Raw genomic sequence first — 16,453 nt, forward strand, 5'->3', positions numbered from 1 at the left:
TCCTTGCACAGCTCCACATGGTCGAACACGTCGAACAGCCCGGGGTTTCGTAGACGAAGTCACCCGGCCCGGCCACCCAGTCATGTTCCAGATAGCCCCACCTGCCCGAGATCGTGTACGCGAACACCTGGGCGGGGTGGTAGTGCCGGTTCGCCAGGCCGGGCTTTGCGGCGTACTACTCGTCGCACCAGCGGTTCTGCTGGATCGAGATCCACAACGGCCGCGACTCACCGTCTCGGTGAACGGGACATCGAAGCGCTCGTCATCGGTCGCCGCGTCCGCCAGATAGGACTCTGGCAGGGAACCCTTGCGCATCGAGTCCTCGATCGGCTTGATATCTCGCCAGAATTCGTTGCCCTGCTGCTTTTCCTTGGGTTGCGGTTCGTCCACCGACATCATTGTCCTTTCGTGGAAGCGTACGCCGACCCTAACCAGTGACGGTGAAGACCCGGAACCCCTTCGCCGAGGCGACCCGGTGACAGGCCCAGCCCTGTTCGTCGAGCCAGCGCTGCAGGGAATCCGCACCTAGGTTGCGACCGACCACCAGCCGGGCCACCCCGTGCTCGGTCAGCCGGTCCAACCACGTGAGCAGCAACGCGTGCAGCGCCTCCTTGCCGATCCGAATCGGCGGATTGGACCAGATCTCGTCATAGCGAGCCTCGGGATCGGCCTGATCGGGGAGCAGGGTGCGGACCCGGTCGGCCACCCCGGCGGTGGCCGCGTTTTCCGCACACAGGGACAATGCGCGCTCGTTGGTGTCCACCGCATCCACCACGGCGCCCGGGCACTGGTCGGCCAGGGCCACCGCGATCGGCCCCCAGCCGCAGCCCAGGTCGAGCAGCCGGTGGGCCTCGGTCGGCGCGGCAAAGGTGCGCAGCAGCACCTGCGTGCCGAGGTCGAGCCCGTCGCTGGAGAACACCCCGTTGGCGGTGGCGAACCGATAGTCGGTGTCGAAGATCGTCGCCGTCACCTCGCGGCGCCGCAGCGGCCCCTCGGGGGTGTGGAAATAGTGCTCACTCATCGCTCGTCTCCCGCTTCGACCGGGCCCGGTCGGCCCGGGCCGCCAGCTGATCGTCGGCCGGATAGCCGACCTCCTCCAGGCACAGCCCGTGCGCCGGCAGCACCGGCACCGTGTTCGCCCGGTGTGGGGTGGCCAGCACCGAACGCAACCACTCGGCGTCCCGGCGACCGCCACCAACGGTCGTCATCGCCCCCATCAGCGAGCGCACCATCGAGTGGCAGAACGCGTCCGCGCGCACGGTGAACTCCACCCGCCCCTGGTGGCGTACCGCCCGCAGCTCCAGCAGGGTGCGGATGGTGGTGGCCCCCTCACGCCGTTTGCAGAAGGCGGCGAAGTCGTGCAGGCCGATCAGGGGCTCGGCGGCGGCGTTCATCGCCTCCACGTCGAGCGGGTGCCGCACGGCGAGCACGTGGTCGGCGAGCAGCGGGTCCGGGGCCCCGGAATCGTCGAACCGGTAGACATAGCGTCGCCACACCGCGCCGAACCGGGCGTCGAAATCGGCCGGGGCGACCGCGACCCGGCGTACCACCACATCGCGCGGCAGCACCCGCGACAGTCGCCGCTGCAACTGGTCCACCTCGGGCCAGTCGGTCGGCAGGTCCAGGTGGGCGACCTGCCCACGAGCGTGCACTCCGGCGTCGGTGCGCCCGGCACACACCAGAGCGGCCGGCTCGTCCAGCCGCAGCACCTGGGTGATCCAGTGCTCCAGCACCCCCTGCACGGTACGCCGACCCCGCTGGGCCGCCCAGCCGGAGAATTCCCTGCCGTGATAGGAGATGTCGAGTCGCCAGCGGGTGCTCACGCCACCCTCCGATAGACCAGATCGACCACCTGGCGGCCGGCCTGCAGACCGCGGCGCTCATATTTCGTGACCGGCCGCTGCGCGGGTCGCGGTGCTGGACCGGCGTGCTCGTTGACCAGGCCGGGGTGCTCGTCGAGCACCGCGCGGCAGTGCTCGGCGTATTCGGCCCAGTCGGTGGCGATCCGCCACCGACCGCCCACAACCAGACGGCTGCGGACCAGCTCGGCGAACTCGGTGGAGACCAGCCGTCGCTTGTGGTGGCGCGCCTTGTGCCACGGGTCGGGGAAGAAGGTCCACAGCTCGCTGAGCTGCCCGTCGCCGAACAGCTCCCGCAGTCCGTCCACCCCGTCGGCGTCGACCAGGCGTACGTTGTCGATCCCGGCCTGCTCAATCTTGATCATGGTCGCGGCGATCGCCGGGCGGAACACCTCGAAGGCGACGTGATCATGGTTGGGGGCGGTCGCGGCCATCGCCACCAGCGAGTCTCCGGTGCCCGATCCGATCTCCACCACCAGCGGGGCCACGCGACCGAACTCCGCCGCCCAGTCCACCGCGGCGGTGTGGGCCACCGAGGTGGAGGTCTCCCGCCGCGGCACCTCGACCAGCCAACGCTCGCGGTTGTCCCACGCCCGCTGCTGGCTCGGGTTCATCCGGGTGCTGCGCCGCACGAACGACACCACCTCGCGGCGGGTCCTGGGCTCGGCGTCGGTCATGATCGCCGACTCTAGCGGCCCGGCCGCACCTCGCCGGCCAGCGTTTTCGGGCATCGGGGACAATGAGGGCACAGCCCCGAGGGCTGGAGGAACCGCGATGAAGACCCTGTTGAACGTCATCTGGCTGATCACCGGCGGCATCTGGCTGTCGCTCAGCCATTTCCTGTTCGGGCTGATCGCCTGCGTCTTCATCATCACCATCCCGATGGGGATCGCGGCCACCCACGTGACCACCGCGGTGGCGCAGGCGTTGACCATCGTCGGCATCCCGCTGGCGATCGCGAACATCAAGATGATCCCGATCACCTGCTTTCCGTTCGGTAAGGAGATCGTCGACTCGCGCAGCGTCCCGCCGGGCAGTGTGCCGCCGATCCCGATCTGAGCCCGCGTCTGCTGCACCACGCCCGGCGGGCGCGGCGTGGCGGTGCGTCGAGGAGTGCTCGGACTGGTTCCCTCCCACGGCCCCGATGCCGTTAGGGTGGGCCCCGAAGCTACGAATCAAGGGAGAAAAATGTCGAACGACGATGTTGCGGTGCTCCAGGCCGGGGACAAGAGGGTTGAACTGCCGCTCACGGAGGCCACGGAGGGCAACAGCGGTTACGGCATCAGCTCGCTGATGAAGGAGACCGGGAACACCACGCTGGACCCGGGCTTCACGAACACCGCGAGCTGCGTCTCCCGGATCACCTTCATCGACGGTGACCAGGGCATTCTGCGCTACCGCGGCTATCCGATCGACGACCTCGCCGAGAACTCCCACTTTCTGGAGGTCTGCTACCTGGTCATCCACGGCGAGCTCCCCAGCTCCGCCGAGCTCGAGGAGTTCGAGCAGCGCATCCTCGCCGAGCGCAAGGTGCACGAGGACGTGAAGAACCTCTTCTCGGCCTTCCCGCGCAGCACCCACCCGATGGCCATCCTGTCCGCGGGGATCATGGTGCTCGAGTCCTACGCCCAGGACACGGTGGCGGTGCGCGACGAGAAGCAGGTCGAGGCGGCCACGGTGCGAATGCTGGCGCAGGTGCCGACCCTGGCGGCGTACATCTTCCGCCACGTGACCGGCCAGGAGTTCATCGAGCCCGACCTGGAGCTCGGCTACGTGGAGAACTTCCTGCGCATGTGCTTCGGTGACTCGGTCGAGGAGAGCCAGGTCAAGGCGATGGACACCCTGTTCGTGCTGCACGCCGAGCACGAGCAGAACTGCTCCACCTCGACCGTGCGCCTGGTCGGCTCCGCGGACACAAACCTGTACGCCTCGGTGGCGGCCGGTGTGAACGCCCTGTGGGGCCCCCGCCACGGCGGCGCCAACCAGGCGGTGCTGGAGATGCTGAACGCAATCAAGGACTCCGACAACGACACCGCCACCTTCATGGAGAAGGTGAAGAAGAAGGAGGACGGGGTCAAGCTGATGGGCTTCGGTCACCGGGTCTACAAGAACTACGACCCGCGCGCCACGATCGTGAAGAAGCACACCGACGAGATCCTGGCCAGCACCGACAACGAACTGCTCGACATCGCCAAGGGGCTGGAGGAGGTCGCGCTCAACGACGACTACTTCAAGTCGCGCAAGCTGTATCCGAACGTCGACTTCTACACCGGCCTGATCTATGAGGCCTTCGGCTTCCCGATGAACTACTTCACCGTGCTGTTCGCGCTGGGCCGGCTGCCCGGCTGGATCGCCCAGTGGCGCGAGATGATGACCGATCCCGACAACAAGATCGGTCGCCCGCGTCAGGTGTACATCGGCGAGACCGAGCGGAAGTACCAGAAGCAGGCCTGACCTTCGCTGCTCCAGCAGGGCCGTCTCCGTCCGGGGGCGGCCCTGTTGCTTCTGCGGCGTGCGCCACTCGATTTGCCGCTGGCCGCCCCTGGGGCGTACAGTTTCTCGCTGTTGCGCTCGGTCGCAAACGGGGGTGGTTCACCGCGAACCGCCTCGCCTGTCCGAAACCTTCGGTTTCGAGAAGCGGTGCCGGATCCGGCGCGTCTCTCGTGCCGTGGAGCCAGGGCACCGGGTGCTGAACTGCCAGCCTGCTGAGAGATCAGCTTCGAGATGAAGAAGGTTTGCGTGTCCACGTACAGCCCGAAGCCCGGCGAGATCGACCGCAACTGGGTCGTCATCGACGCCTCTGACGTGGTGCTGGGTCGCCTTGCCACCACCGCCGCCACGCTGCTGCGCGGCAAGCACAAGCCGACCTTTGCCCCGCACGTCGACGGCGGTGACTTCGTGGTCATCGTCAACGCCTCCAAGATCGCCCTGTCCGGTCAGAAGCGGACCGACAAGATGGCCTACCGGCACTCCGGTCGGCCCGGCGGCCTGCGCCAGACCCCCTATGGCGAACTGCTCGACAACGACCCGCGGAAGGCCGTGGAGCTCGCGGTCTGGGGCATGATGCCGAAGAACCGGCTGAGCCGGAAGCTGATGAAGAAGCTCAAGGTGTACGCCGGGCCCGAGCACCCGCACACCGCCCAGCAGCCGCAGCCGTACCAGATCACCCAGATCGCCCAGACCGCCCAGAACGCTCAGTGAAGCCGGGAGAACAGCAGATGTCTGAGAACACCACCGAGAACGACGCCCTCGAGGGCGCGACCCCGTTCACCGAGGGCGAGCGTGAGATCGCCTACCGCTCCGAGGCCGGCGCGCCCTCCGGTCAGGCCCAGTCCACCAGCCGTCCGGCCGTGGTCGCCCCGGGGCAGGCCACCGGCCGTCGCAAGGAGGCCATCGCCCGCGTCCGCATCGTGCCGGGCTCCGGCCAGTGGAACATCAACGGCCGCGCCCTGGACGACTACTTCCCGAACAAGGTGCACCAGCAGATCGTCTCCGAGCCCTTCGCGACCGCCCAGGTCGAGGGTTCCTATGACGTGATCGCGCGCCTGCACGGCGGTGGCGTGACCGGTCAGGCCGGCGCCCTGCGCCTGGGCGTGGCCCGCGCGCTGAACGCCGTCGACGCCGAGGCCTCGCGCCCGTCGCTGAAGAAGGCCGGCATGCTGACCCGGGACGCCCGGATCAAGGAACGCAAGAAGGCCGGTCTCAAGAAGGCCCGCAAGGCTCCGCAGTACAGCAAGCGCTGATCATCGCCACCGCCGCCCCCAATCCGCTCGGTTCCCGGGTGTTGGGGGCGGCGTGTGGTTTCATCCTTCTGCACCGATTCAGCGAGGAGAAGTTCTTTGGGCCGCCTCTTTGGGACCGACGGCGTACGCGGTCGGGCAAACGTTGACCTGACCGCCGAGCTCGCCCTGGACCTGTCCGTGGCCGCGGCACACGTGCTGGGCGAGGCCGGGGCCTTCCGGGCCGCTCGGCCGACCGCTCTGGTCGGCCGCGATCCGCGGGCATCCGGGGAGTTCCTCGAGGCCGCGGTGATCGCCGGACTGGCCAGCGCAGGGGTGGACGTCGTGCACGTCGGGGTGCTGCCCACCCCTGGCGTGGCCTACCTGGTGAACAGCACCCGCGCCGAGCTCGGCGTGATGCTCTCGGCCAGCCACAACCCGATGCCCGACAACGGGATCAAGTTCTTCTCCCGCGGCGGCTCCAAGCTGGACGACGCGGTCGAGGACGCCATCGAGGCGCGGATGCGCGAGCCCTGGCAGCGTCCGGTCGGCGTCGGTGTGGGTCGGGTACGGACCGGCCATGAACTGGTCGACAAGTACGTCGACCACCTGGCGGCCAGCCTCGCCGGCGTACGCCTGGACGGCATCCACGTGGTCGTGGACTGCGCCAACGGGGCCGCACACCACACCGCCGTTGCCGCGTTCGAGCAGGTCGGCGCCCGGGTCACCGCGATCCACGCCGAGCCCGACGGCACCAACATCAACGACAACTGCGGTTCCACCCACATGGCCGACCTGCAGGCCGCGGTGGTCGAGCACGGGGCCGACCTCGGTATCGCCCTGGACGGGGACGCCGACCGCTGCCTGGCGGTCGACGCCAGCGGGACGCTCGTCGACGGCGACCAGGTGCTGGCGGTGCTGGCGCTCGCCATGCAGCAGGCCGGGAAGCTGGTCAACGACACCGTGGTCGCCACCGTGATGAGCAACCTCGGCTTCGTCCGCGCCATGCGCGAGAACGGGATCACCGTCGACCAGACGAAGGTCGGCGACCGGTATGTCCTGGAGTCGATGCGGGCCAACGGGTTCACCCTGGGCGGTGAGCAGTCCGGTCACGTGGTGATGAGCGAGTTCGCCACCACCGGCGACGGGGTGCTCACCGGCCTGCACCTGATGGGCCGGATGGCCTCCACCGGCAAGCCGCTGGCCGAGCTGGCCGGGGTGATGACCCGGATGCCGCAGGTGCTGGTGAACGTGTCCGGGGTGGACAAGTCCCGCGCCGGGATCGACCCGGAGCTGGTGCAGGCGGTGCAGGCCGCCTCCCGCGAGCTCGGGGAGGCCGGCCGGGTGCTGCTGCGCCCCTCGGGCACCGAGCAGCTGGTCCGGGTGATGGTCGAGGCCGACAGCCACGACCGGGCGCAGCGCGTCGCCGACCGGCTCGCCGACAAGGTCCGCGAGACCCTCACCCTCTGAGGTTCAGGCGGGCACAACCCGCGGTTGATGGCGCAGCGCCAGGCACATCACGGTGGCCAGCACGCACAGCATGCCCGAGCCCAGCCACGCCCAGTGGTAGTCGCCCATCCGGTCCCGGAGCAGCCCGGCGGCGCTGGCCACGATCGCCGCACCGATCTGGTGCGAGGCGAACACCCAGCCGAACACGATCGCCCCGTCGCTGGCGAACGCGCGGCGGCACATCATCACCGTCGGCGGCACCGTGGCCACCCAGTCCAGGCCATAGAACACCACGAATGCCCACATCGGCGGGGTGGTGGTCGGCCCGAGCAGGCTGGGCAGGGCGAGCAGGGAGAGCCCGCGCAACAGATAGTAGGTGGCCAGCAGCCAGCGCGGGTCGACGTGGTCGGTCAGCCAGCCCGAGGCGACGGTGCCGGCGATGTCGAAGATGCCGATCAGCGCCAGCAGTCCGGCGGCCAGCTCCATCGGCATCCCGTTGTCGTGCGCGGCCGGCACGAAGTGGGTGCCCACCAGCCCGTTGGTGGACGCCCCGCAGATCGCGAACGAGCCGGCCAGCAGCCAGAACGTCGGGTGCCGGGCGGCCTCGCGCAGGGTGCTCAGCGCGCGCCCGGCCGAGCTGCCCACCCGCGGCGGCGCCGGCGCGGGGGAGTTCGGGTCGGCCCCCCAGGGCACGGTACCCACGTCGGCCGGGTTCTCCCGCAGCCCGAACAGCGCCAACGGCACCACCGCCAGGGCGGCCAGCGCGATCAACCCTGAGGCGGTACGCCACCCGTGGTTGGTGGCGAGCCAGGCCATCAACGGTAGGAACACCAGCTGGCCGGCCGCGCCGCCGGCGGTGAGCACACCGCTGACCAGCCCCGCGTGCCTGACGAACCAGCGCGAGGTCACGGTGGCGACGAAGGTGAGGGCCATCGAGCCGGTGCCCACCCCGACGGCGACCCCCCACAGCAGCATCAGCTGCCAGGCGTACGCCATCCAGAGCGTGAGCCCGCTGCCGAGCGACACCATCACCAGCGCGAAGCAGACCACCTTGCGCATCCCGAAGCGCTCCATCAGCGCCGCGGCGAAGGGGGAGAACAGCCCGTAGAGCATCAGGTTGATTGCGACCGCGGTGCCGATGGTGGCCCGCGACCAGCCGAACTCCTCCTCCAGCGGCTGCATCAGCACCCCGGGCGCCGCCCGGAACCCGGCCGCCCCCATCAGCGCCACCAGCGAGACGGCGGCGACCACCCACGGCCAGGCCGACGCCCGCCGGGGGTTCCCGACCGGCCGCACGGCGGTGTCGATCTCATCACTCACCCGAGAATTCTCCCGCGTCCCCGAGCCGGCGTCGAGTGGCCGGATTGACACAATGAGAAAGGATCTGGCCATGGCGGAGGCGAATCGGCTGCACCACGTCGTGATCCTCGGGGTGAGCCCGGTGGTCGGTTATGACCTGACCATCCCCGCGCAGATCTTCCGGCTCGCCGCCGACGCCGAGCAGGGCCCGCTCTAGCGGGTCTCGGTCACCGCTCCGACCCCCGGTCCGTTGACCGGTGCGCGGGTGCGCGGAGTTCTGCCGCTCAGGAGATCAGGCCGCGGCGGCGCAGGAACGCCAGGTATTTCGGGTCCTCGTCGGCGAAGATTTCCTCGCCCTCCGACATGTACGCCCCGATCAGCCCGTTGGCGGCGGCCTCCTCGTTGCCCAGCTCGAGCTCGCTCTCCCCGAGCCGGAGCTGGATGTAGGGGTTGCCCAGGCCGCCGGGGCACTGGGTGGCCTCATAGAACGCGTCGCGGGCGTCGGCGTACCGCTCGGCGAAGAAGTGCGCGTCGCCGATCGAGGCGTTGAACCAGGTGGCGGCCTCCCAGTGCCGTTTTGGCTCGGGCACCAGGGCCAGCCCGGCCCGGAAGCGGGCGAGGGCGGCGTCCCACTCTCCCTCCTCGAGCAGCTCGGTACCGGCCTCGGCCAGCTCGTCGATCTCGTCGGCGAGGTGCTGGGGCAGGACCGCCGGGGTCTCGGTCACGACAGCTGCCCGCCCTTGGCGACCCGCAGATACTCGGTGTTGCCCTCAAAGGCACTCGGGCCGAAGTCGGCCAGCACCCCGGCCAGAATCTCCTGGGCCTTGGCCCGGTCGCCGTCGTGGTAGGCCGAGATGCCCGTCAGCACCCGCGTCGACGGGTCGTCATCGCCGTACTGCTCGGCGTAGCGGGGAACCCACTTCTGCAACGCGGTCCAGTTGCCGAGGTCTTGCAGCGAGTTGGTGCACCAACCCACCAGCGCCTGGAGGTCGTGTTCTGTCCGTGGAGTGGGCATCCGGTCCCAGATCTGTTCCGTGGCCGCGGCGAGGGCCGTCCCATCGCCAGCCCCGATCGCCTGTTCAGCCTGCTCGTCGAACGGTGCGATGGCGTCGATGAAGTCATCAGTGAGGGGTTTGCGCGTCATGTTCCTCTCCCATCGGTCGGGGTCAAACTCTAGGGTCAAGGGACGTCGGCGCCACCGGTGGGGCTGGCGTTGCCGTACCGGTTGGGGTTGGCGCGGCCCTTGGCCCAATTGTCGGGGCCGTATTCGAATTCGTAATTCTTTGGGTCGTTCATCCAATCCGTGTTCTGCTGCGGTGTTCGGCGGTGACCGGTCTCGGTCCAGTAGTCGACCGCGTCCTTGGGGTTGTGCCCCATGTCGCACTTGCTGAGTGGTCGCGGTTTCCCGGTTGAGTCGCGGACGTGCAGCTTGTTGAGGTCTGACTTGGTGATCCCGTTGGGATAGTCGGCCGGATTGATCGGGCGTCCATACTTGTCCAAGATCTTGCCCTCGTCGGCCATCCGCTTGAACACCCTCTGGCCGGTGTCGGAGAGCTTGCCGGGGGTCTTGCCGAGAAACTTGTTCCGCAGTTTGCTGGCCTTGGCCAATTTGGACGTGTCGGCGCCACTCTTGGCGATCCGCTGGGCCACCTCGTCGGCGCTCTTGGCCCCCTTGGTGAACTGCTTGGGGATGCGCAGGAACTCGTCGGCATATTTGAGGATGAAGCCGCCCGCGCCCTTGACGACCTTGCCCTTGCCGCTCATCCGGCCCGCCTCACCTGATCCACCTCACGGGGACCCACGGTAGGTCCCCGCGGGTTCGCCGCCCGGCGTGCGCGGCCCGGAAGTTGCCGCTCAGACCTTGCGGATGCGCACCCACTTCACCTCGTGGTTCTCGCCCTTGCGCAGGATCGCGGTCGCCCGCGAGCGGGTGGGGCGGATGTTGCGGGCCAGGTTCGGGCCGTTGATGGTGTCCCAGATGTCGCCCGCCAGGTGGACCGCCTGCTCGTCGGTCAGTTCGGCGTACCGGCGGAAATAGGAGCGCGGATCACGGAAGGCGGTCTCGCGCAGGCTCATGAACCGCTGCATGTACCACTTCTTGATGTCGGCGTCCGAGGCGTCGACATAGACCGAGAAGTCGAAGAAGTCGTTCACCGAGAGCCCGGTGGTGCCGTCCTGGCGTACCCGCGCCGGCTGCAGCACGTTGAGTCCCTCGACGATCAGGATGTCGGGAGAACGGACGACCACCAACTCGTCGGGGACGATGTCATAGACCAGGTGCGAATAGACCGGGGCGGACACCTCGGACCGGCCCGACTTCACGTCCATCACGAACCGCTGCAGCGCGCGTCGGTCATAGGACTCCGGGAAGCCCTTGCGGTTCATCAGCCCACGCCGTTGCAGCTCGGCGTTGGGGTGCAGGAACCCGTCGGTGGTGATCAGCTCGACCCGCGGGTGCGCCGGCCAGCGGGAGAGCAGCGCCTGCAGCAGTCGGGCGGTGGTCGACTTGCCGACCGCGACCGAGCCGGCGACCCCGATCACGAACGGGGTACGCCGGCTCCGCTGCCCCAGGAACTCGTTCGTGGAGCGGAACAGTTCGCCGGTGTGCTGCTCATAGAGCGACAACAGCCGGGTCAGCGGCAGATAGACCTCGGCCACCTCCTGCAGGCTGATCGGGTCCCCGAGGCCGCGCAGGGCGTCCAGGATGCCCTGATCCACCGTCATCGGCACCCGGGGCGCCATCGCCGTCCAGTCCTCGCGCGTGTACTGGGCATAGGGGCCGGAGGCGTCGCGCCACTCACCGTTGTTGCCTGCCTCGTCGGAAGCCATGAGTGGCATTCTGCCGCACGCGGTCGGGCCCAGTACGCTCGACGCCATGTGTGGAATCGTGGGGTACGTCGGGGCGAAACCAGCCACCGGAGTGGTCGTCGAGGGGTTGCGCCGGCTGGAGTACCGGGGTTACGACTCGGCCGGGATCGCGCTGGTGGCTGACGGGGAGATCGTCTCGATGAAGAAGGCGGGCAAGCTGGCCAATCTCGAGGGTCTGCTCGCCGCGGAGCCGCTGCCGGAGGCGACCACCGGGATCGGGCACACCCGCTGGGCCACCCACGGCGCCCCCAACGACCTGAACGCCCACCCGCACCTGTCCGCCTCCGGACGGGTGGCGCTGATCCACAACGGCATCATCGAGAACTTCGCCACGCTGCGTGCCGAGCTGCTCGCCGAGGGGGTCGAGCTATTGTCGGAGACCGACACCGAGGTGGCGGCCCAGCTGATCGGCCGGGAGGTGGACGGCGGGGCCGACCTGCCGACCGCGATGCGTACCGTCTGCCAGCGCCTGGAGGGCGCGTTCACCCTGGTCGCGGTCGACGCCGCGGAAGACTCGCGGGTGGTCGCGGCCCGCCGCAACTCGCCGCTGGTGCTCGGGGTCGGTGAGGGGGAGAACTTCGTCGCCTCCGACGTGGCCGCGTTCATCGAGCACACCCGCGAGGCCGTCGAGCTGGGGCAGGACCAGATGGTCGAGATCACCGCCGACTCGTGGACGGTGACCGACTTCGACGGTCACCCCGCCGAGGTGCGCCCCTACCACGTCGACTGGGACCTGTCGGCCGCGCAGAAGGACGGCTTCGACTGGTTCATGCGCAAGGAGATCCACGAGCAGCCCAAGGCGATCGCGGACACCCTGCTCGGCCGCTACGCCACCGACGGCTCGCTCACCCTGGACGAGATCCGCATCTCGGCCTCCGAACTGCGCAGCATCCAGCGGATCGTGATCATCGGCTGCGGCACCGCGCACTATGCCGGCATGGTGGCGAAATATGCGATCGAGCACTGGACGCGGGTGCCCTGTGAGGTCGAGCTGGCCAGCGAATTCCGTTACCGGGATCCGATCGTCGGCGCGCAGACCCTGGTGGTGGCGATCTCCCAGTCCGGGGAGACCGCGGACACGCTGATGGCGATCCGGCACGCCCGCGAGCAGGGATCGAAGGTGCTGGCGATCTGCAACACCAACGGCTCCACGATTCCGCGCGAGTCGGACGCGGTGATCTATACCCACGCCGGGCCGGAGATCGGCGTCGCCTCCACCAAGGGGTTCCTCACCCAGGTGCTCGCCTGCTATCTGCTGGGGCTCTATCTGGCCCAGGTCAAGGGCACCAAATATGGCGATGAGATCGCCACGGTGATGGCCGAGCTGGAGAACATGCCGGAGCTGATCCAACGGGTGTTGGACAACCAGCAGCAGGTGCACGACCTCGCCGAGGAACTGGTCGACCAGCCGTCGGTGCTCTTCCTGGGCCGGCACGTCGGCTATCCGGTGGCGCTGGAGGGGGCGCTGAAGCTGAAGGAGCTGGCGTACATCCACGCCGAGGGGTTCGCCGCCGGCGAACTCAAGCACGGCCCGATCGCGGTGATCGACCAGGACCTGCCGGTGTTCGTGGTGGTGCCGCCGCGCGGCCGGGACATGCTGCACGACAAGGTGGTTTCCAACATCCAGGAGATCCGGGCGCGGGGGGCGCGTACCATCGTGCTCGCCGAGTCCGGCGACGACGAGGTGGCGCCGTTCGCCGACGTGCTGATCGGACTGCCCAAGGTGCAGACCCTGCTGCAGCCGCTGCTGGCGACCATTCCGCTGCAGGTGTTCGCCTGCGAGCTGGCGACCCGCAAGGGCCATGACGTGGACCAGCCGCGCAACCTGGCCAAGTCCGTCACGGTGGAGTGAGCGAGGCCGGCTATCTGACCCTCGCCCCCGGGTGTACGCCCGGGGCGGAGATCGAGGTGAAGCGGTCGCGCTTCCTGGCCGTGCTGCGCCGGGTCTCCGACGAGGAGGCGGCGCGTGTGGTGATCGAGGAGGCGCGCCGGGCGCACCGGGATGCGCGGCACCACTGCACCGCGTTCATCCTCGGGCCGGAGCCGGCCATCGAGCGCTCCAACGACGACGGTGAGCCGAGTGGCACAGCCGGGGCGCCGATGCTGGAAGTGCTGCGTGGCAACGAAATCTCCGACGTGGTGGCTGTGGTCACCCGCTGGTTTGGCGGCACCCTGCTGGGCACCGGGGGACTGGCGCGGGCGTACGCCGACGCGGTGCGTGAGGCGCTGGCCGGTGTACGCCTGGTGCGCCGCAGCGAACTGTCGCGGGTGGACTTGGCTCTGCCGCACGCCGACGCCGGCCGGATCGAGACGGACCTGCGCGCGGCCGGGGTGCAGGTGATCGGGGCCGACTACGGAACGCTGGTACGCCTGCGGCTCGCCACCGGTGACCCGGCCGGGCTGGCAGCCCGGATCGCCGAGCTCACCACCGGAGCGGTCGTACCCACCGCGGCCGGCACGGTGTGGGTCGACCTGCCGGTTTGATCGGAATGGGGGCTGAGCCTGTCGGAATGGTGGCTGAGCCTGTCGGAATGGTGGCTGAGCCTGTCGAAGCCACCTCACTCGGTGAAGCGCAGACCGAAGCTGCCGAAGCGGCCCCACTCACCGGTGATCGACTCACCTGGGGCGACCGGCATCGGGTCGATGCACACCCCGGTGGTGACGAATTGTCTTGCCTGGACGCCGATCCCGGCGGCCGACAGCTCGTTGACCAGCCAGGTCAGCGCCACCCGCGGATCACCCATCGCGTTGCCCCCGCGCCCCTGGTGCACGGTGCCGTTGCTGTTGGTGGCGCGCACCTCGGTGCCGGGGAGGTCGGCCTCGCGCCAGCCCTGGTCCGCGGCTGGCGCCAGCGCGAGCTGGTGCGCGCACGCGTTGTCCAGGATCAGCGGCACCGCCCCCACCGTGGCGGGGTCGGCGAAGCGGGTGCTCGGAATTTCCCACGACAGCAGCAGATCCCCGGTCCCGGTCAGCACCTCCTCCAGCGAGTAGTCGCCCTCTCGCGGGGGCAGGTCCTGGATCAGTCGGAACGCGAACTCCAACTCGGCCAGGCGCATCCGGTTGCCGGCCAGGGAGACGGGCTCCCCGGGCTCGAGCAGCATCGCCTCGGTCAAGCACCCCGCCAGTGGCCCGTCCACCCGCAGGTGCCGCTGACCGGCGATCGAGGTTGCGGCGATCTTCCAACCGGCGACCGGCGCGCCGTCCGCCCAGGCGCGTTGCCGGGCGTACGCCCCGACGCGTGAATCCGGCACCGACCCCTCCGGCAGTCGCTCCACCGGTGATTCGTCACGCACCGCGGCACGCAACAGCTGTACAGCGTCCATGCTCCGACTCTAGGCCCGGCCGGGCCGGGGAGAATCCGGTCTCAGCCGCGCCGCGCCAGTCGCCGGCTCGCGCTGTTGGTGTTCCGGGTGACCGGCTCCACACCGAGCGCCCTGCCCAGCCCGAAGGCGGGCATGTTCACATACACCGCCTCGGCCGACCCGGGCTGGATCGTAAAGGTCTCGTGCCAGATGCCGACATCGCCGGAGTTGCCGATCTGCCGGTTGAAGCCGCTCCAGGCGGGGCGGTGGCTGGCGTCGGGGGAGGCGGCGTACCGCATCAGGTGCTGGGGGCTGCGCCAATAGCTGACCAGCATCGTGGTCCGACCGAACCACTGCTGATAACCGAGCAGACCGAGCTCGGGATTGCGGGAGAGCTCGATCAGCATCGGGGGCATCCGGGAGGCGGTCCACAGCACCTTGCCGAGCTTCCACCACCGATTGGCGCGCATGCCGATCAGGAAGACCGTGATCGGCTCCTCGAGGTGTGCGTGCGTGAATCGTCCGGTTACAAAACAGTGTTATGCAATACTGGGGAAATGGCAAGGCGCAAGGTGCACGATGCCGAACTGGCCGACCGGCTGCTCGACGAGGCGGCGGTCCTGGTGTCCCGAGAGGGCCCCGAGGGGCTCGGCCTGCGCGGACTCGCGCGGGCGGCGGGGACCTCGACCACGGCCATCTATTCCCTCTTCGGAAGCAAGGAGGGATTGCTGCATTCCCTGTACGAGAAGGTGTTTCGCAGTTTTGGGGACAGTCAGCTGTTGCAGCCCAGCGATGATCCGGAGGCGGATCTGCTGGTGCTGGGGGAGGGTTATCGGCGCTGGGCCAGGCAGAATCCGCAACTGTTCCCGCTGATGTTCGACTGCTCGGTGCAGCGCACCACCACCGAGGCGGACGCGATCGCGGCCGGCACGCGGGAGCCGCTGCTGGCAGCCGTCGGTCGGGCCCAGGCCTCCGGGGTGATCGACTCGTCCCACGATCCGGAACTGGTGGCGCTCTCGTTGTGGGGTCAGGTCCACGGACTGGTCTCCCTGGAGCTCGGCGGCCTGGGTCTGGACCCCGAAGCCGCCGAAACCGCCTATCGAGCCTGTCTGGCCGCGGTCGTCCGCGGCTGGGCGCCCGGCCGTTCGCAGCAGGGGCGGCGATGATCATCGGGATCGGGGTCGACGTGTGCGAGGTGGCTCGCTTCCAGCGGGCCTGCGAGCGGCGCTCCGGGTTCGCGCGCCGCTTCCTCACTGAAACCGAGGCCGCGCTGCCGGTCGCGTCGATGGCCGCCCGGTACGCCGCCAAGGAGGCGCTCGCCAAGGCGCTGCGGATCGAGCGCGGGCTCGGCTGGCAGGACGCCGAGGTGGTTGTCGACGAGTTCGGCCGTCCCGACTTCCGGATCCGGGGCTCCGTCGCGGCGCGCGCCGACGAACTCGGGGTGCGCGCCATCCACCTGTCGCTGTCCCACGACGCCGGCATTGCCACCGCATTCGTCGTCTGCGAGGGGTGACCTGGCCCGAAGGTTTGATAACGTCGTTTTATAACAACGTTACCAACCCTTGGAGGGGACAAGCACGCCCTGGCTGGCTTCGTCGCCAACCTGCGGGTGGATCTGCACGGCACCGGGGTGAGGGTCACCGAGGTCGCCCCGGGGCCCGTCCGCACCGGCTTCGACGCTGCGGCCGGACTGTCCGACGGAATGGACACCGGGCTGCCCGAGTCCGTGGTGATCGACGCGGAGCAGTGTGCGCGGGAGGCCATGGCCGGACTGGAGGCCGGGGCGCCGCTCGGGTGGCCGGGGAGAGGCTACCGGGCGCTGATGTGGGTCACCCAGTGGCTGCCGCGCCCGCTCGCCCGGGCGATGTTCGCCAGCTCCGGCCGCACTGCGGCGGACCATTGAGCGCGACAGGCGGACCGCGCGACGACGGTCTCGGCTCCTTCGTAGTCTGTTCCG

At 69.2% G+C, this 16,453-nt stretch carries 21 protein-coding genes; 11 read left to right on the forward strand and 10 right to left on the reverse strand.

Annotation, left to right across the window (positions count from 1 at the left end; genetic code table 11):
- Positions 1-427: 427 nt before the first annotated feature.
- From CGZ93_RS05305 to trmB, 3 genes are read right to left on the reverse strand one after another with little or no spacing between them, the layout of a single operon-like run.
- On the reverse strand, positions 428-1,021 hold the full coding sequence (locus CGZ93_RS05305) for a class I SAM-dependent methyltransferase (RefSeq protein ID WP_094363112.1): 594 nt from the start codon (positions 1,019-1,021) through the stop codon (positions 428-430).
- Positions 1,014-1,823 (reverse strand): tRNA pseudouridine(38-40) synthase TruA, encoded by an 810-nt coding sequence (gene truA / locus CGZ93_RS05310; protein WP_094363113.1) that lies wholly within the window; start codon positions 1,821-1,823, stop codon positions 1,014-1,016. The genes CGZ93_RS05305 and truA overlap by 8 nt, the downstream gene beginning before the upstream one ends.
- Positions 1,820-2,536 (reverse strand): tRNA (guanosine(46)-N7)-methyltransferase TrmB, encoded by a 717-nt coding sequence (trmB, locus tag CGZ93_RS05315; RefSeq protein ID WP_094363114.1) that lies wholly within the window; start codon positions 2,534-2,536, stop codon positions 1,820-1,822. The genes truA and trmB overlap by 4 nt, the downstream gene beginning before the upstream one ends.
- A gap of 97 nt (positions 2,537-2,633) precedes the next feature.
- Here trmB and CGZ93_RS05320 point away from each other — a divergent pair, with 97 nt between their 5' ends.
- The 5 genes from CGZ93_RS05320 (at position 2,634) to glmM (ending at position 7,048) form a co-directional block, all read left to right on the forward strand.
- Entirely contained in the window at positions 2,634-2,918 is a 285-nt protein-coding gene (locus CGZ93_RS05320; protein WP_094363115.1) for a YccF domain-containing protein, read from the forward strand.
- A 129-nt stretch (positions 2,919-3,047) separates the two neighbouring features.
- Positions 3,048-4,313, forward strand: coding sequence for a citrate synthase (locus tag CGZ93_RS05325; protein WP_094363116.1), 1,266 nt, complete (start codon positions 3,048-3,050; stop codon positions 4,311-4,313).
- Between the two features lie 285 nt (positions 4,314-4,598).
- Complete coding sequence (gene rplM, locus CGZ93_RS05330; RefSeq protein ID WP_094363117.1) at positions 4,599-5,060, forward strand: 50S ribosomal protein L13; 462 nt, start codon at positions 4,599-4,601, stop codon at positions 5,058-5,060.
- 17 nt (positions 5,061-5,077) lie between these two features.
- The gene (rpsI, locus tag CGZ93_RS05335) at positions 5,078-5,602 is read left to right on the forward strand and encodes a 30S ribosomal protein S9 (RefSeq protein ID WP_094363183.1); all 525 of its coding nucleotides are present in this window, start codon (positions 5,078-5,080) and stop codon (positions 5,600-5,602) included.
- Positions 5,603-5,698: 96 nt separating this feature from the next.
- Positions 5,699-7,048 (forward strand): phosphoglucosamine mutase, encoded by a 1,350-nt coding sequence (gene glmM, locus CGZ93_RS05340; protein ID WP_094363118.1) that lies wholly within the window; start codon positions 5,699-5,701, stop codon positions 7,046-7,048.
- A gap of 3 nt (positions 7,049-7,051) precedes the next feature.
- Here glmM and CGZ93_RS05345 read toward each other — a convergent pair whose 3' ends face one another.
- The gene (locus CGZ93_RS05345; RefSeq protein WP_229117214.1) at positions 7,052-8,347 is read right to left on the reverse strand and encodes an MFS transporter; all 1,296 of its coding nucleotides are present in this window, start codon (positions 8,345-8,347) and stop codon (positions 7,052-7,054) included.
- A 70-nt stretch (positions 8,348-8,417) separates the two neighbouring features.
- On the opposite strand from CGZ93_RS05345, the gene CGZ93_RS19710 reads away from it, so the two are divergent.
- Positions 8,418-8,543 (forward strand): hypothetical protein, encoded by a 126-nt coding sequence (locus CGZ93_RS19710; RefSeq protein ID WP_267489714.1) that lies wholly within the window; start codon positions 8,418-8,420, stop codon positions 8,541-8,543.
- Positions 8,544-8,610: 67 nt separating this feature from the next.
- Here CGZ93_RS19710 and CGZ93_RS05350 read toward each other — a convergent pair whose 3' ends face one another.
- The 4 genes from CGZ93_RS05350 to coaA form a co-directional block, all read right to left on the reverse strand.
- Positions 8,611-9,051, reverse strand: coding sequence for a tetratricopeptide repeat protein (locus tag CGZ93_RS05350; protein ID WP_229117215.1), 441 nt, complete (start codon positions 9,049-9,051; stop codon positions 8,611-8,613).
- Complete coding sequence (locus CGZ93_RS05355; RefSeq protein WP_094363120.1) at positions 9,048-9,470, reverse strand: hypothetical protein; 423 nt, start codon at positions 9,468-9,470, stop codon at positions 9,048-9,050. The genes CGZ93_RS05350 and CGZ93_RS05355 overlap by 4 nt, the downstream gene beginning before the upstream one ends.
- A gap of 35 nt (positions 9,471-9,505) precedes the next feature.
- The gene (locus tag CGZ93_RS05360) at positions 9,506-10,090 is read right to left on the reverse strand and encodes a GH-E family nuclease (protein WP_094363121.1); all 585 of its coding nucleotides are present in this window, start codon (positions 10,088-10,090) and stop codon (positions 9,506-9,508) included.
- A 90-nt stretch (positions 10,091-10,180) separates the two neighbouring features.
- Positions 10,181-11,155: a type I pantothenate kinase gene (gene coaA, locus CGZ93_RS05365; protein ID WP_171194994.1), complete on the reverse strand. Its 975-nt coding sequence runs from the start codon at positions 11,153-11,155 to the stop codon at positions 10,181-10,183.
- 46 nt (positions 11,156-11,201) lie between these two features.
- On the opposite strand from coaA, the gene glmS reads away from it, so the two are divergent.
- Positions 11,202-13,046 carry a glutamine--fructose-6-phosphate transaminase (isomerizing) gene (glmS, locus tag CGZ93_RS05370; protein WP_094363123.1) on the forward strand — a complete coding sequence of 615 codons (1,845 nt, stop codon included), beginning with the start codon at positions 11,202-11,204 and terminating at the stop codon, positions 13,044-13,046.
- Positions 13,043-13,678 carry an IMPACT family protein gene (locus CGZ93_RS05375; protein WP_176451640.1) on the forward strand — a complete coding sequence of 212 codons (636 nt, stop codon included), beginning with the start codon at positions 13,043-13,045 and terminating at the stop codon, positions 13,676-13,678. The genes glmS and CGZ93_RS05375 overlap by 4 nt, the downstream gene beginning before the upstream one ends.
- Positions 13,679-13,752: 74 nt before the next feature.
- On the opposite strand, the gene CGZ93_RS05380 is transcribed toward CGZ93_RS05375, so the two are convergent.
- A complete protein-coding gene (locus CGZ93_RS05380; RefSeq protein WP_094363124.1) occupies positions 13,753-14,517 on the reverse strand; it encodes a 2-keto-4-pentenoate hydratase in 765 nt (254 codons plus the stop codon).
- Positions 14,518-14,558: 41 nt separating this feature from the next.
- Complete coding sequence (locus CGZ93_RS05385) at positions 14,559-14,987, reverse strand: DUF4188 domain-containing protein (protein WP_324252434.1); 429 nt, start codon at positions 14,985-14,987, stop codon at positions 14,559-14,561.
- A 66-nt stretch (positions 14,988-15,053) separates the two neighbouring features.
- On the opposite strand from CGZ93_RS05385, the gene CGZ93_RS05390 reads away from it, so the two are divergent.
- The 3 genes from CGZ93_RS05390 (at position 15,054) to CGZ93_RS05400 (ending at position 16,399) form a co-directional block, all read left to right on the forward strand.
- Entirely contained in the window at positions 15,054-15,662 is a 609-nt protein-coding gene (locus tag CGZ93_RS05390; RefSeq protein ID WP_229117216.1) for a TetR/AcrR family transcriptional regulator, read from the forward strand.
- Positions 15,659-16,009: a holo-ACP synthase gene (locus CGZ93_RS05395; RefSeq protein ID WP_094363126.1), complete on the forward strand. Its 351-nt coding sequence runs from the start codon at positions 15,659-15,661 to the stop codon at positions 16,007-16,009. The genes CGZ93_RS05390 and CGZ93_RS05395 overlap by 4 nt, the downstream gene beginning before the upstream one ends.
- 96 nt (positions 16,010-16,105) lie before the next feature.
- Positions 16,106-16,399, forward strand: coding sequence for an SDR family oxidoreductase (locus tag CGZ93_RS05400; RefSeq protein ID WP_094363127.1), 294 nt, complete (start codon positions 16,106-16,108; stop codon positions 16,397-16,399).
- The last annotated feature ends 54 nt before the right edge of the window (positions 16,400-16,453 follow it).

Origin of the sequence: Enemella dayhoffiae (assembly GCF_002250625.1) — a bacterium.
GTDB lineage: Bacteria > Actinomycetota > Actinomycetes > Propionibacteriales > Propionibacteriaceae > Enemella > Enemella dayhoffiae.